Source organism: Xanthobacter versatilis (genome assembly GCF_043193975.1).
Classification (GTDB): Bacteria; Pseudomonadota; Alphaproteobacteria; order Rhizobiales; family Xanthobacteraceae; genus Xanthobacter; species Xanthobacter autotrophicus_E.
In genome coordinates, this window is the sequence record NZ_JBAFVB010000003.1 from 173,741 (window position 1) to 187,079 (window position 13,339).

At 69.8% G+C, this 13,339-nt stretch carries 12 protein-coding genes; 6 read left to right on the top strand and 6 right to left on the bottom strand.

Annotated features, from left to right (window positions below; genetic code table 11):
* Positions 1–28: 28 nt before the first annotated feature.
* The 5 genes from tilS (at position 29) to ubiG (ending at position 6,939) form a co-directional block, all read left to right on the top strand.
* Positions 29–1,135 (top strand): tRNA lysidine(34) synthetase TilS, encoded by a 1,107-nt coding sequence (gene tilS, locus V5F66_RS08320; protein ID WP_394093622.1) that lies wholly within the window; start codon positions 29–31, stop codon positions 1,133–1,135.
* Positions 1,136–1,250: 115 nt separating this feature from the next.
* Positions 1,251–3,173 (top strand): ATP-dependent zinc metalloprotease FtsH, encoded by a 1,923-nt coding sequence (gene ftsH / locus V5F66_RS08325; protein WP_012115059.1) that lies wholly within the window; start codon positions 1,251–1,253, stop codon positions 3,171–3,173.
* A gap of 74 nt (positions 3,174–3,247) precedes the next feature.
* A complete protein-coding gene (murJ, locus tag V5F66_RS08330) occupies positions 3,248–4,840 on the top strand; it encodes a murein biosynthesis integral membrane protein MurJ (protein WP_394093623.1) in 1,593 nt (530 codons plus the stop codon).
* Positions 4,841–5,073: 233 nt separating this feature from the next.
* Positions 5,074–6,111: a tryptophan--tRNA ligase gene (gene trpS / locus V5F66_RS08335; RefSeq protein ID WP_012115061.1), complete on the top strand. Its 1,038-nt coding sequence runs from the start codon at positions 5,074–5,076 to the stop codon at positions 6,109–6,111.
* Between the two features lie 84 nt (positions 6,112–6,195).
* Positions 6,196–6,939, top strand: a complete 744-nt coding sequence (ubiG, locus tag V5F66_RS08340) for a bifunctional 2-polyprenyl-6-hydroxyphenol methylase/3-demethylubiquinol 3-O-methyltransferase UbiG (RefSeq protein ID WP_012115062.1) — start codon at positions 6,196–6,198, stop codon at positions 6,937–6,939.
* Between the two features lie 27 nt (positions 6,940–6,966).
* Here the strand turns inward: ubiG and V5F66_RS08345 are convergent, their stop codons facing one another.
* The 5 genes from V5F66_RS08345 to V5F66_RS08365 form a co-directional block, all read right to left on the bottom strand.
* The gene (locus tag V5F66_RS08345; protein WP_394093624.1) at positions 6,967–7,464 is read right to left on the bottom strand and encodes a DUF1178 family protein; all 498 of its coding nucleotides are present in this window, start codon (positions 7,462–7,464) and stop codon (positions 6,967–6,969) included.
* The gene (locus tag V5F66_RS08350) at positions 7,461–8,348 is read right to left on the bottom strand and encodes a carbon-nitrogen hydrolase family protein (RefSeq protein WP_041577095.1); all 888 of its coding nucleotides are present in this window, start codon (positions 8,346–8,348) and stop codon (positions 7,461–7,463) included. Before V5F66_RS08350 ends, V5F66_RS08345 begins: the two co-directional genes overlap by 4 nt.
* 139 nt (positions 8,349–8,487) lie before the next feature.
* Positions 8,488–8,742, bottom strand: a complete 255-nt coding sequence (grxC, locus tag V5F66_RS08355; RefSeq protein ID WP_012115065.1) for a glutaredoxin 3 — start codon at positions 8,740–8,742, stop codon at positions 8,488–8,490.
* Between the two features lie 67 nt (positions 8,743–8,809).
* Positions 8,810–9,577 (bottom strand): ComF family protein, encoded by a 768-nt coding sequence (locus V5F66_RS08360; protein ID WP_012115066.1) that lies wholly within the window; start codon positions 9,575–9,577, stop codon positions 8,810–8,812.
* 54 nt (positions 9,578–9,631) lie between these two features.
* Positions 9,632–12,238 (bottom strand): heavy metal translocating P-type ATPase, encoded by a 2,607-nt coding sequence (locus V5F66_RS08365; protein ID WP_394093625.1) that lies wholly within the window; start codon positions 12,236–12,238, stop codon positions 9,632–9,634.
* A 146-nt stretch (positions 12,239–12,384) separates the two neighbouring features.
* Here V5F66_RS08365 and V5F66_RS08370 point away from each other — a divergent pair, with 146 nt between their 5' ends.
* Positions 12,385–12,660, top strand: a complete 276-nt coding sequence (locus V5F66_RS08370; RefSeq protein WP_012115069.1) for a metal-sensitive transcriptional regulator — start codon at positions 12,385–12,387, stop codon at positions 12,658–12,660.
* 113 nt (positions 12,661–12,773) lie between these two features.
* Here V5F66_RS08370 and rsmD read toward each other — a convergent pair whose 3' ends face one another.
* Positions 12,774–13,325: a 16S rRNA (guanine(966)-N(2))-methyltransferase RsmD gene (rsmD, locus tag V5F66_RS08375; protein ID WP_394093626.1), complete on the bottom strand. Its 552-nt coding sequence runs from the start codon at positions 13,323–13,325 to the stop codon at positions 12,774–12,776.
* Positions 13,326–13,339: the final 14 nt, after the last annotated feature.

Consider the following 13,339-nt stretch of genomic DNA (forward strand, 5'->3'; position numbering starts at 1 on the left):
GCCGAATGACCCGGGTGGAGGCGCGGCGATGGACACGGGGGCGATCGATCTCCCGGAGAATCCCCCCATCGAGGACGGCGCGCTCGATGCCCTGTTCGCCCCATTCACGGCCCATCCCCGCATCCTGATCGCCGTATCCGGCGGGCCTGATTCCACTGCCCTGCTGTATCTGGCCGCGCGCTGGCGCGCGGGCCGTGCGTCCGGTCCGGACCTGATCGCCGCTACGGTGGACCACGGCCTGAGGGCCGAGGCCGCAGCCGAGGCCGAAGCGGTCGGCGCCTTCGCCACCTTTCTGGGCGTACCCCATCGCATCCTGATCTGGCAGGGGGCCAAACCGACCCACGGCATCCAGGAGGCGGCGCGGGAGGCGCGCTACGACCTGCTGGCGGACGCCGCGCGCGAGGCCGGGGCCACCGCCATCGCGCTCGCCCACACCCGCGACGATCAGGCGGAGACGGTGCTGTTCCGTCTCGCCCGCGGTTCGGGCCTCTCCGGCCTGTCCGGCATGCGCGGCGATGCCGCGCGCGACGGCTTGGCGCTGCTGCGCCCTTTGCTCGACGTGCCCAAGGCGCGGCTGGTGGCGACGCTGGAGGCGGCTAGCGTGGCGTTCGTCCGTGATCCCAGCAACAGCGACCCACGCTTCGCCCGCCCCCGCCTGCGCGCCATGGCGCCGGCTTTGGCGGGGGAGGGGCTCGACGCCCGCCGCCTCGCCGTGCTGGCGCGCCGGATCGCGCGGGCGGACCAGGCGCTGGAGGCCGCGACCGATGCGGCCGAGGCCGCCGTCATCCGCCTTGGTCCCGAAGAGCACCCAGGTGCCGTCAGTCTCGACGTCCGCGCCTTTGCCGCCCTGCCGGACGAGATCGCCCTGCGCCTGCTCGGCCGGGCCATCCAGAAGGTGGGGACCGAAGGCCCGGTGGAGCTTGCCAAGCTGGAAGCCCTTTACGAGGCCCTGAAAGCTGCAGCGCGCGTCCCCTCTGGCCCCTTTCGCCGCACCCTGGCCGGTGCCCTGGTGAGCCTGCGCGGGGCGGATCTGTGCGTCTCGGCCGCGCCGCCGCGCCGCGAACGCGGTCTTCTCGCACGGAATTCACCGGTCGATGGGCCTGTCGTCCTTGGCAAAAAGGGGCCTCGCTCCTAGATTAGGCAGCGGACGGTGCGGGAGGCCCCACTGACGGCAGTCCAGTGCGGAGGTATTCCTTCCGTATGGTAAGGCGTCAAAACGGGCTGGCCCTGTCTGTCCCCACGAGGGTTCAATGAACGCCAATCTACGCAATTTCGCCCTTTGGGTGATCATCGTCCTCCTGCTTCTTGCCCTGTTCTCGCTGTTCAACAGCCCGGGGCAGCGCACGAACGCGAACGAGATCTCCTTCTCGCAGCTCCTCAACGATGTTGACGCCGGCAAGGTGCGCGAGGTCGTGATTGAGGGGCCGAATATCACCGGCACCTATTCCGACCGTTCCGGCAGCTTCCAGACCTACGCGCCGAACGATCCGTCCCTCGTGCAGCGGCTGTACGGCAAGGGCGTGCAGATCACCGCCCGCGCGCCGTCGGACAATGTGCCGTGGTTCGTGAGCCTGCTGGTGTCCTGGCTGCCGTTCCTGGCCCTCATCGGCGTGTGGATCTTCCTGTCGCGCCAGATGCAGGGCGCTGGCGGCAAGGCCATGGGCTTCGGCAAGAGCCGCGCCAAGCTGCTGACCGAGGCGCACGGACGCGTCACCTTTGACGACGTGGCCGGCATCGACGAGGCCAAGAGCGACCTCACCGAGATCGTGGACTTCCTGCGTGACCCGCAGAAATTCCAGCGCCTCGGCGGCCGCATCCCGCGCGGCGTGCTGCTGGTCGGCCCCCCCGGTACCGGCAAGACGCTGTTGGCCCGCGCCATCGCCGGCGAGGCCAACGTGCCGTTCTTCACCATCTCCGGCTCGGACTTCGTGGAGATGTTCGTGGGCGTCGGCGCCAGCCGCGTGCGCGACATGTTCGAGCAGGCGAAGAAGAACGCGCCCTGCATCATCTTCATCGACGAGATCGACGCGGTGGGTCGCCATCGCGGCGCCGGCCTCGGCGGCGGCAATGACGAGCGTGAGCAGACCCTCAACCAGCTTCTGGTCGAAATGGACGGCTTCGAGGCGAACGAGGGCATCATCCTCATCGCCGCCACCAACCGTCCGGACGTGCTCGACCCGGCGCTGCTGCGTCCCGGCCGCTTCGACCGCCAGGTCATCGTGCCGAACCCGGACGTGGTGGGCCGCGAGCAGATCCTGAAGGTGCACGCCCGCAAGATCCCGGTCGCCCCGGACGTGAACCTGAAGACCATCGCCCGCGGCACCCCCGGCTTCTCCGGCGCGGACCTTGCCAACCTCTGCAACGAGGCGGCGCTGATGGCGGCCCGGCGCAACAAGCGCATGGTCACCATGGCCGAGTTCGAGGACGCCAAGGACAAGGTCATGATGGGCGCGGAACGCCGCTCCCTCGTCATGACCGAGGAAGAGAAGATGCTGACCGCCTATCACGAGGGCGGCCACGCCCTCGTGGCGCTGAAGGTGCCGGCCACCGACCCGGTGCACAAGGCCACCATCATTCCGCGTGGCCGGGCCCTCGGCATGGTCATGCAGCTGCCCGAGCGGGACAAGCTTTCCATGTCCTACGAGCAGATGACCTCGCGCCTTGCCATCATCATGGGCGGGCGCGTGGCGGAAGAGCTGATCTTCGGCCACGACAAGGTGACCTCCGGCGCTGCCTCCGATATCGAGCAGGCGACCCGCCTCGCCAAGCTGATGGTGACGCGCTGGGGCTTCTCGGCGGATCTCGGCACCGTGGCCTATGGCGACAACCAGGACGAGGTGTTCCTGGGCATGTCGGTGTCGCGCCAGCAGAACGTGTCCGAGGCCACCGCCCAGACCATCGACCGCGAGGTGCGTCGCCTCGTGGACGAGGGTCACGCCGAGGCTAAGCGCATCCTCACCGAGCACCAGGACGAGCTTGAGATCCTGGCGCGCGGCCTGCTGGAATACGAGACGCTCTCGGGCGACGAGATCATCGACCTTCTGGACGGCAAGACGCCGAACCGGGAAAGCGTGATCGAGCCGTCGAACCCGCGCAGCTCGGGCATTCCCACCACCAAGCGCCCTCGTCAGGGCGGCGCCGGCGGTTCCATCGAGCCCCAGCCCCAGGCCTGACCGGATCGACTGGTCCCGAATGACAAAAAACGCCCGCGTAAGCGGGCGTTTTCTTTTGGCGCCCGCGACACCGGATGGCCATCGACAGCGCCCGCGGGGCGGGGCAGAACCGGTCCATGTCCCTCCTCGCCCGTACCTCCATCGTCTCGGCGGCGACGCTGTCCTCCCGCGTCCTCGGCTTTGTGCGGGATGCGGCCACCGCCGCGGTGCTCGGCACCGGGGCCAGCGCCGATGCGCTGGTGGCCGCCCTCGCCTTGCCGCTGCTGGCCCGGCGGCTTTTGTCGGAAGGCGCATTCAACCTCGCCTTCATCCCGGCCCTGGCCCAAGCCGAGGGCGAGGGCGAAGGCGCCCCCCGTCGGCTCGCGCGGGCGACGCTGGCGCTGCTGTTCGGCACATTGCTCGCGTTCGCGCTCCTTGCCGCGTTGTTCATGCCGCTGGTCATCCGCCTGATGGCCCCGGGCTTCGAGCCGGGCGGCCCGCGCGCCGACGTGGCGGTGCTGTGCGGGCGGGTGGCGGTGCTTTATCTGCCGTTCGCCGGGCTTGCCGCCATCTATGGGGGCGTCGCCAACGGCGCCTATCGGGTGCTGTTACCGGCGCTGGCCCCGGTGGCCGCCAACCTCACCGTGCTCGCCGTCATCGCGGTGCTGCTCCTGCGCGGGCTGATGGAGAGCGACACCGCCGCCTTGGCCATCGCCGCCGCCACCGTGGCTGCGGGCATCTCCCAGCTCTGCCTCATGATGGCGGCCGCGCGCGGCTGTCCGGCGGCGCCTGGGCCATTGCCGGGGGCCTCGGCCGGCGGATGGCCATGGCGCAAGGCGCTGGGAGTCGTGCGCGCCGCAGCTCCTGCGCTGCTGTTCGCGGGCCTGAGCCAGTTCCGCCTCATCATCATCGCCGCCGCCGTCTCGGCGAGCCCCGGCGCCGTGGCGGCGCTGAACTATGCCCAGCGCCTCATGGACCTGCCCCTCGGCCTCGTGGGCGCCAGCGCCGGGGCTGTGCTGGTGCCGGCGCTGCTGCGCAAGAGCGCGCTCTCGGGCGCGGCGAGCGACGCCCCGGAGGCTTCCGGCCGCGCCATGCTTGCGGCACTCGCCTTCGCCCTGCCGGCGGCCACCGGGCTGGCCGTGCTGGCGGAGCCCATCGTTGTCACCCTGTTTCAGCGCGGCAGCTTCGACGGCGAGGATGCCCGCCTCACCGGCGCGCTGCTGGCCGTGCTTGCCGTGTCGCTGCCCGCGCAGGGGCTGGAGCGCATCCTGTCCGCCACGGCCTCCACCTGCGGCCGGGTGAAGACGGCGGAGCGCGTCGCCCTCGGCTCCCTCGCGGTCTGCCTGCTCGCGGCCTTCGGCCTGGGGGTGGTCGCAGGTCCACGGGCGGCGGTGGCGGCGGCGGCGCTGTCGGCTTTCGTCTCCGTCCTGGTGCTGGGCGGGCTGCTGGTGCGCGCGGGGGCGCTCGCCTTCTCCCACGCGGTGCTGCTCTCCGCCCTGGGGCTTGTGGCGGCGAGCCTGCTCATGGGCGGCGGCGTCGCCGTGCTCGCGGCGCTGTGGCCGGTGCCGGAGGGCCAGATGGCGGCGGCCGTGCGGCTGGCCGGGCTGGTGGGCAGCGGCGGCGTGGTCTATGGCGCCGCCGCCTTGCTGCTCAAGGCGCTGCTGCCGAGGCTGGTGCCGCAGCCCTGAGGCGCCAGCTCCCGCCCCGACTCTGCGCCCCTTGCGCGGCGGGGCACCAGGTGGCATGACGCGGCCCATCGTCTCCCCGCACATGGCCGCGCTTTCGGCCGCCGGGGTTCATCCATGCGGGTCGGGAAGGCCAAGGCTGCGTCGGGCGAAAGCCCTCGCCGCGCCAAGGTCCCCGCGGTGCCTTGCCCCCGCAAGGCTTTTACGAGCGGTGCGCCGCTCTTTTGGAGGTCGCCATGGCGGCGGTCGCGGATCGCGTGTTTTCCGGCGTGCAGCCCACGGGCAACCTGCACCTCGGCAATTATCTCGGCGCCATCAAGCGCTTCGTGGCGCTTCAGGAGAGCCACGAGTGCATCTATTGCGTGGTGGACCTCCACGCCATCACCGTGTGGCAGGACCCGGTGGAGCTGAAGCGCCACATCCGCGAGGTTACCGCCGCCTTCATCGCCTGCGGCATCGACCCCAAGGCGCACATCGTGTTCAACCAGAGCCAGGTGTCGGGCCACGCGGAACTGGCCTGGATCTTCAATTGCGTCGCCCGCATGGGCTGGCTCAACCGCATGACCCAGTTCAAGGAGAAGGCCGGCAAGGACCGCGAGAACGTCTCGGTGGGCCTGTTCGCCTATCCCGACCTGATGGCGGCCGACATCCTGCTCTATCGCGCCACCCACGTGCCGGTGGGCGAGGACCAGAAGCAGCACCTGGAGCTGACGCGCGACATCGCGCAGAAGTTCAACACGGATTTTGGCCCCTCTATCGCCGCGCACGGCCACGCGGACGGCTACTTCCCCCTCACCGAGCCGCTGATCGCCGGGCCCGCCACGCGGGTGATGAGCCTGCGCGACGGCGCCAAGAAGATGTCCAAGTCGGACCCCTCCGACTTCTCCCGCATCAACCTGACCGATGACCGCGACACCATCGCCGGCAAGGTGCGCAAGGCGAAGACCGATCCCGAGCCCCTGCCCACCGAGGAAGAGGGCCTTAAGGGCCGTCCCGAGGCGGACAATCTGGTCGGCATCTTCGCCGCGCTCTCCGACCGCACCAAGGCCGATGTGCTGAAGGACTACGGCACCGCCCAGTTCTCTGCCTTCAAGGCGGCGCTGGTGGATCTGGCGGTGGAGAAGCTCGGCCCCATCGGCGCCGAGATGCAGCGCCTGATGGCGGAGCCCGCCGCGATCGACGCCATCCTCATCGACGGTGCGGATCGTGCCCGCGTCATCGCCGACCAGACCATCGCCGAGGTGAAGGACATCGTTGGCCTGGTGCGCGGCTGAGCCGGGGCGGCGCACCGCCGCCTTGCTCCCTCCGCGCCTCCCGCCTAATGCTGGGGGCGAAACGGCGTCTGCCGAGGAGGCCCCATGTCGCAGATGAACGCCACCGTCGATCCGGCCGAGGTCGCCCGCTTCGATGCCTTGGGCGCGCAGTGGTGGGACGAGAAGGGCAAGATGGCGCCGCTCCACGCCATGAACCCGGCGCGGCTTGCCTTCCTGCGCGACGCGCTGGTGCGCCATTTCAGCCGTGATGCGCGTGCCCTGCGGCCGCTGAAGGGCCTTTCCATCCTCGACATCGGCTGCGGCGGCGGCCTGCTCAGCGAGCCGCTGGCGCGCATGGGCGGGCAGGTGCGCGGCATCGATCCCGCCCCGGGCAATGTGGAGATCGCCCGTGCGCATGCGGCGGCCTCCGGCCTTGCCGTCGACTATGAGGCGGTCACCGCCGAGGAATTGGCGTCCCGCGGCGACCGCTTCGACGTGGTGGTGGCGCTGGAGGTGGTGGAGCACGTGGCGGACGTGGGCCTGTTCGTGCGCACCGCCGGGCAATTGGTGACGGACGGCGGCGTGCTGGTGCTCTCCACCCTCAACCGCACCGCCAAGAGCTTCGCCCTTGCCATCGTTGGGGCCGAATATGTGCTGCGCTGGCTGCCGCCGGGCACCCATCGCTGGGAGAAGTTCATCACTCCCGAGGAGCTGGAGGCGACCCTCGCCGCCGCCGGCTTCGCCGCGCAGGAGAAGGTGGGCCTCGCCTACGAGCCGCTCAGCGGGGATTTCCACCTGACCGAGGATCTGTCGGTGAACTATTTCATGGTGGCGGAGCGGGTCGGCTAGGCCGGATTTTCGGAACGAGACCGCGCCTCAGTTGCGGTCTTCCGGCAGCACGGGCAGGGGCAGCACCTCCACGTCGTCCTCGCGCAGGGCCTTGACCTCTTCCACCGTCGCCTCGCCGTAGATGGAGCGGTGCTCGATCTCGCCGTCGTGCATCTTGCGGGCGAGGTCGGCGAACTCGTCGCCCACATAATCGGATGTCTTCACGATGTGCTCGCGCAGCTCGCGGATGAGGGCGCGCAGCTCGCCGTCGGGCTGGCTCAGCACCGGCACCGGAATGTCCGCCGGCGCAGGGGCGGGAGAGGCGGCCGGGGCGCCAGCCGCAGGCGGGGCGTCTTCCGCCACGGGGGCTGGGGCGCGGTCGGTGCGGGCGACGGAGGGCGCCATCACCGCCTTCTGCACCTCGGGCGAGCCGCAGGTGGGGCAGCTGACCAGCCCGCGCGCCTGCTGGGCATCAAAGCTCGCGGAGGAGGGAAACCAGCTCTCGAACTGGTGGCCCGACGCGCAATTGAGGGTGTAGCGGATCATGACGAAGCCCGCACCACGCTGAGGTGGCCGATGGTCTGGCCCGGCTCGGCGATCTCGAACCGGCGGCCGTTGGAGAGGGAGGGGATGCGCGCGCGAGCGGCGGCGACTTCCTTCAGGTCGATCTCGGCGAGGATCACGCCGGGGTCGGCGCCGCCTTCGGCGATCACACGGCCCCAGGGGTCCACCACCAGCGAATGGCCGAAGGTCTCCCGGCCGTTCTCATGCTTGCCGCCCTGGGCGGCCGCCAGCACATAGGCGCCGTTCTCGATGGCCCGCGCCCGCAGCAGCACGTGCCAGTGCGCCTCCCCGGTGGGCCGGGTGAAGGCGGACGGCACGGTGAGCACCTGCGCGCCGCCCTCGGCCAGCGCCCGGTAGAGGGAGGGGAAGCGCAGGTCGTAGCAGATGGTGAGGCCGAAGCGGAACGCGCCCACATTGGCCAGGATCGCCCGCTCGCCGGGGCGGTAGGCGGAAGATTCGCGATAGCTTTCGCCGTTGCCCAGATCCACGTCGAACATGTGGATCTTGTCGTAGCGGGCGATGATCTCGCCGTCGGGTCCGACCATGAAGGCGCGGTTGACCGCCTTCTTGTCCGACACCTTCAGGGCCAGCGAGCCGATGTGGAGGAAGATGCCCAGCTCCTGCGCCAGCTGGCGCAGGGCTTTGAGGGTGGCGTCGTCCGCCTCCTCCCGCAGCTTTTCGAACAGGACGGCGCGGTCCAGCTCCATGAGGTTGGTGACCTCGGGCGTCTGCACATAGCGCGCCCCGTCCCGCGCGGCCTCGCGCACCAAGGCTACGGTGGCGTCGAGATTGGCTGCCGGATCCCGGCCGCTGCGCAACTGCACCAGTGCGATGCGGAGGGTGTCGGATGTGTCGGCCGAGGTCATGAGGCCCGCTCTTTCCTGGATGCTGAACCCGCCCTGATCCGTCATGCGCACGTCGCGCGCGCCCGATGCTGGCGTCTCCCCAGATAGATGGGGCCCTTTTCTAGTCTTGCACGGGTCAGCGCATCACGGAAAGAAAAGCTCAGGCGGCCAGCTGGTCCAGCCGGCCGGCGTCCTCAAGGGCGTAGAGGTCATCGCAGCCGCCCACATGGGTCTCGCCAATGAAGATCTGCGGCACGCTGGTGCGCCCGCCGGCGCGGCGCGTCATTTCTTCCTGACCGTCCTTGTCGGTGGTCACGTCGATCTCGGTGAAGGTCAAGCCTTTGCGGCGCAGCAATTCCTTGGCGGAATGGCAATAGGGGCACCAGCTCTTAGTATAGATCTCGATGGGTTTCATGGTGTCACAAATGGGTTGCGGGACGGCGGGGCACCGTCACGAAAGCGTCGTACCATAGTTAGGGTTTTCAGGCGAAATCGACAACCCGCGCAAATGTCAGGGCATCCACCTGGATGGCGCCCGCCCGACGCAGGGCTTGTGCGCAGGCATCCAGCGTGGCGCCGGTGGTGAATACGTCATCCACCAGCAGCACGCGCCGGCCCTCAAGATGGGATGCTGCATTGCCGCATGCGGCGAAGGCGCCGGCCACGTTGGCGCGGCGTTCCGCCCGGCCCAGCGCCGTCTGCGAGGGGGTCGAGCGGCGCCGGGCGAGAAGGTCGGTGCGCTGGGGGATGGCGGTGGCCGCCGCCAGGTGCCGGCCGAGCAGCGCCGCCTGGTTGAAGCGGCGGCGCCACAGGCGGAACGGATGCAGCGGCACCGGCACGATGATGTCGGCGGAGGCGATCACATCCGCGCCAGCCTGGGCCATCAGCCGGGCCAGCGGTGCGGCGACATCCAGCCGGTCAGCATATTTCAGCTTGTGGACGAGGTCGCGGGCCACGTCGTTGAAGGTCACGGCGGCACGGGCGCGGTCGAAGGCCGGGGGATCGTCCAGCGCCTGCGCCGAGATCCGCGCGCCACCGGGATCGTGGGTGAAGGGCGCGCCGGTGCGCTCGCAGAACGGCCGGCTGATGAAGGCGAGCTTGCCCCAGCACGGGCCGCACAGGCCGCCGGCCATTCCGGTGATGCCGCCGCAGGCGATGCAGGTGGGCGGCAGGGCAAGCCCCAGCAGCCCCGAGCCGAAGGCCCGCAGCGCGCCGCGCGCCTGTGCGAACTTCAAGGACATGTCGGCCATGTGCGATCCCGCGCCATGATCGGCGGGCACGGCGCGGGTGTAAAGGTGCGCCCCTCAGCGCGGGCGCCAGCCGCGTAGCAGCAAGGCATTGGTGATAACGCTTACCGAGGACAGCGCCATCGCCGCCGCCGCCACCATGGGCGAGAGCAAGAGCCCGAGGCTGGGATAGAGCACGCCCGCCGCGATGGGCACGCCCGCCGCATTGTAGAGGAAGGCGAACAGCAGGTTGCGGCGGATATTGGCCATGGTCGCCCGCGACAGGCCGCGCGCATGGGCGATGCCAGAGAGGTCGCCCTTCAGCAGTGTGATGCCCGCGCTCTCCATGGCGATGTCGGTACCGGTGCCCATGGCGATACCCACGTCAGCCACTGCGAGGGCCGGGGCGTCGTTCACGCCGTCGCCGGCCATGGCCACCACATGGCCTTCGGAGCGCAGGCGCTGGACCACGTCGGCCTTGTGGTCGGGCAGCACTTCCGCTTCCACCTCGGTGATGCCGAGGCGCTTGGCCACGGCGAGCGCAGTGGTGCGGTTGTCGCCGGTGAGCATGACCACCCGCACCCCGTCGCGGGTGAGCGCCTGCAGGGCCGCCTCGGTGGTGTCCTTCACCGGATCGGCGATGGCGATGAGGCCGGCGGCCTTGCCGTCCACCGCGACGAACACGGCGGTGGCGCCCTCGCGGCGATAGGCTTCGGCGGCGGCGGTATGCTTGTCGGTGGGAATGCCATTCTCGCTCATGAAGGCGGCATGGCCCACCGCGATCCGGCGGCCGTCCACCGTGCCGGTGATCCCCTTGCCGGCGGGGCTGTCCACGCCGGACGGCTCGGACAGGGCGAGCGTGCGCGCCTTGGCCTCCTGCACCATGGCTGCGGCGAGGGGATGCTCGCTCGCCCGCTCGAGGCTCGCGGCGAGGCGCAGCAGCTCCACCTCGTCGATATTCCGCAGGGATTCGACCGCAACCACCCTGGGCTTGCCCACGGTGAGGGTGCCGGTCTTGTCCACCACCACCACGTCCACCTTCTCCATGCGCTCCAGCGCCTCGGCATTCTTCACCAGCACGCCGAGCTGGGCGCCGCGGCCCACGCCCACCATCACCGACATGGGGGTGGCAAGGCCGAGCGCGCAGGGGCAGGCGATGATGAGCACGGACACGGCCGCCATGAGCGCGAAGGTGAGGCGCGGCTCGGGGCCCACCATCATCCATACCGCGAAGGCGACCACCGCCGCCGCCAGCACCAGCGGGACGAACCAGCCCGACACCTGGTCGGCGAGGCGCTGTATTGGCGCGCGGGAGCGCTGGGCCTGCGCCACCATCTGCACGATCTGGGCGAGCAGGGTGTCGCGGCCCACCTTGTCGGCGCGCATGGTGAAAGCGCCGGAGGAATTGAGCGTGCCGCCGATGACCTTCTCGCCGGTTTCCTTGCTCACCGGCAGGCTCTCGCCGGTGACGAGGCTTTCATCCAGCACGGCGCGGCCTTCGGCGACCACGCCGTCCACCGGCACCTTCTCGCCGGGGCGCACGCGCAGCACGTCGCCGGGGGCGACGAGGCCGAGGTCGATGGTTTCATCGGTGCCGTCGGCCTTCACGCGCAGGGCGGTCTTCGGCGCCAGCGACAGCAGCGCCTTGATGGCTCCGGAGGTGCGCTCGCGGGCGCGCAGCTCCAGCACCTGGCCCAGCGCCACCAGAACGGTGATGACGGCGGCGGCCTCGAAGTAGACCGGCACGCCGCCTTCGTGGGCGTGGAAATCGTGGGGGAACAGGCCGGGGGCGAATGTGCCCACCAGCGAATAGAGATAGGCCACCCCGGTGCCCAGGGCGATGAGGGTGAACATGTTGAAATGGCGCGACTTGAGCGAGAGCCAGCCGCGCTCGAAGAAGGGCTTGCCCACCCACAGCACCACCGGGGTCGCCAGCAGGAACTGCACATAGTTCGAGGTCTGCTGCGGTAGCAGGTGCAGGCCGAGCAGGTGCTGGCCCATCTCCAGCACGAACACGGGCAGCGTCAGCGCGAGGCCGATCCAGAACCGCCGCGTCATGTCGGCGAGTTCCGCGTTCGGCCCCTCGTCGAGGGTGACGATCTCCGGCTCCAGCGCCATGCCGCAGATGGGGCAGATGCCGGGGCCGATCTGGCGGATCTCCGGATCCATGGGGCAGGTGTAGATGGTGCCTTCCGGTACCTTCTCCGGCGGCGGGGGAGGGGCGGAGCCGCCTTCCACATAGCGGCCGGGGTCGGCCTTGAACTTGGTCTCGCAGGACGACGAGCAGAAGAAATACGGCTTCTTGTCGTGGCGCGCCGAATATTTGGCGCGGCCGGGCTCCACGGTCATGCCGCAGACCGGATCCTTCACCGGGGCGAGGTACTTCTCCGGCTCGGTCTCGAACTTGGTCTTGCAGCCGTTACAGCAGAAGAAATACGTCTGGTCCTTGTAGACGGACGTGGGCTTTGCGGCCTCCGGGTCGGTCTTCACGTCCATGCCGCAGACGGGATCCTTCACCGTCTCCGGCAAAGCGGCCTTAGGGGCGGAGCCGGGCGGGGCGTTGAGGTCCAGGGGCGGAGGCGCCTTGCCGCCGCAGCAGTCGTGGCCGCCGTCCGCGGGGTGGGCATGATCGTGTGACGAGTTATCTTGTGCCGAGTGGTCTCGTGCCGAGTGGTCTTGGGCCATGGGGCGGCGGCTCCGGAAGTGTCGGGGCCAGATGAAGGCCATTTCCGCGAGGCGGCCTTGCGCTGGCTCATGTTCAGGGCGTTGATTGAACCCCCTGGGGGTATCTCGCCTTGTTGAATATACCCTGAGGGGGTATATGACAAGCCATGCGCAGCCCGACGAAAGAAGAAGTCCTCAAGCGCCTGAGCCGGATCGAAGGCCAGGTGCGCGGCCTCTCCCGCATGGTGGAGGAGGACCGCTACTGTATCGACCTGATCACGCAGGTATCCGCCGTCCGCGCCGCCCTGAAGCGGGTGGAGGAGGAGGTGCTGCGGGACCATGTGGCCCATTGCGTGGAGCACGCCATCCGCTCCGGCGATGCGGAGGACCAGCGGCAGAAGGTCAAGGAACTGATGGACGTGATCGTCCGCGCCGAGCGGTGATGCCAAAAGCCCGCGAGCTTGGCTCATGGGCTTTTGTTCAAGCCCACGCGGCGCCCGAGCGCGACCCTGTCGGCACCGGTCGAAGACCGGAGCCGTTGGTCTCAGTCCGGCGCTCAGGCCACTTCCAGAAAGATCAGCTCGCTCTCGTCATAGGCGCGGCGCTCGATCTCGCGGAAGCCATCCGGCCCGGTGAAGAGGCCGGTGCGCTCCTCCACCACCACTAGCGCGTCGGGCGCGAGCCATCCGCCCGCCACGGCGCTGGTCAGCGCCTGCTCGGCCAGCCCCTTGCCATAGGGCGGATCGCAGAAGACGAGGCCATGAGGCTCGCCCGGCCCCATGTCGCCGAGGCGGGTGGCGTCGCGGCGGAACACCTTGGTGACGCCGGTGAGGCCCAGCGCCTCCACATTGTCGCGAATGAGGCCACGGGCCTCCGCCGCCTCTTCCACGAACAGGGTGAAGCGGGCGCCGCGCGACAGCGCCTCAATGCCCAGAGCCCCCGTGCCGGCGAACAGGTCCAGCACCCGCGCTCCGTCGCATGGGTCGCCATAGGCGTGGGCGAGCATGTTGAACAGGCTCTCGCGCAGCCGGTCCGAGGTGGGCCGGGTGGCGCTGGAGGAAGGGCCCTTCAGCGCGCGCCCTTTCAATCTGCCGCCGACGATGCGCATGGACGATTTTCTCG

What these genes read in the sequence shown, in the direction of transcription:
- tilS (WP_394093622.1), top strand. Translation starts at nt 29, where the DNA reads ATGGACACGGGGGCGATCGATCTCCCGGAGAATCCCCCCATCGAGGAC.
- ftsH (WP_012115059.1), top strand. Translation starts at nt 1,251, where the DNA reads ATGAACGCCAATCTACGCAATTTCGCCCTTTGGGTGATCATCGTCCTC.
- murJ (WP_394093623.1), top strand. Translation starts at nt 3,248, where the DNA reads ATGGCCATCGACAGCGCCCGCGGGGCGGGGCAGAACCGGTCCATGTCC.
- trpS (WP_012115061.1), top strand. Translation starts at nt 5,074, where the DNA reads ATGGCGGCGGTCGCGGATCGCGTGTTTTCCGGCGTGCAGCCCACGGGC.
- ubiG (WP_012115062.1), top strand. Translation starts at nt 6,196, where the DNA reads ATGTCGCAGATGAACGCCACCGTCGATCCGGCCGAGGTCGCCCGCTTC.
- V5F66_RS08345 (WP_394093624.1), bottom strand. Translation starts at nt 7,464, where the DNA reads ATGATCCGCTACACCCTCAATTGCGCGTCGGGCCACCAGTTCGAGAGC.
- V5F66_RS08350 (WP_041577095.1), bottom strand. Translation starts at nt 8,348, where the DNA reads ATGACCTCGGCCGACACATCCGACACCCTCCGCATCGCACTGGTGCAG.
- grxC (WP_012115065.1), bottom strand. Translation starts at nt 8,742, where the DNA reads ATGAAACCCATCGAGATCTATACTAAGAGCTGGTGCCCCTATTGCCAT.
- V5F66_RS08360 (WP_012115066.1), bottom strand. Translation starts at nt 9,577, where the DNA reads ATGGCCGACATGTCCTTGAAGTTCGCACAGGCGCGCGGCGCGCTGCGG.
- V5F66_RS08365 (WP_394093625.1), bottom strand. Translation starts at nt 12,238, where the DNA reads ATGGCCCAAGACCACTCGGCACGAGACCACTCGGCACAAGATAACTCG.
- V5F66_RS08370 (WP_012115069.1), top strand. Translation starts at nt 12,385, where the DNA reads ATGCGCAGCCCGACGAAAGAAGAAGTCCTCAAGCGCCTGAGCCGGATC.
- rsmD (WP_394093626.1), bottom strand. Translation starts at nt 13,325, where the DNA reads ATGCGCATCGTCGGCGGCAGATTGAAAGGGCGCGCGCTGAAGGGCCCT.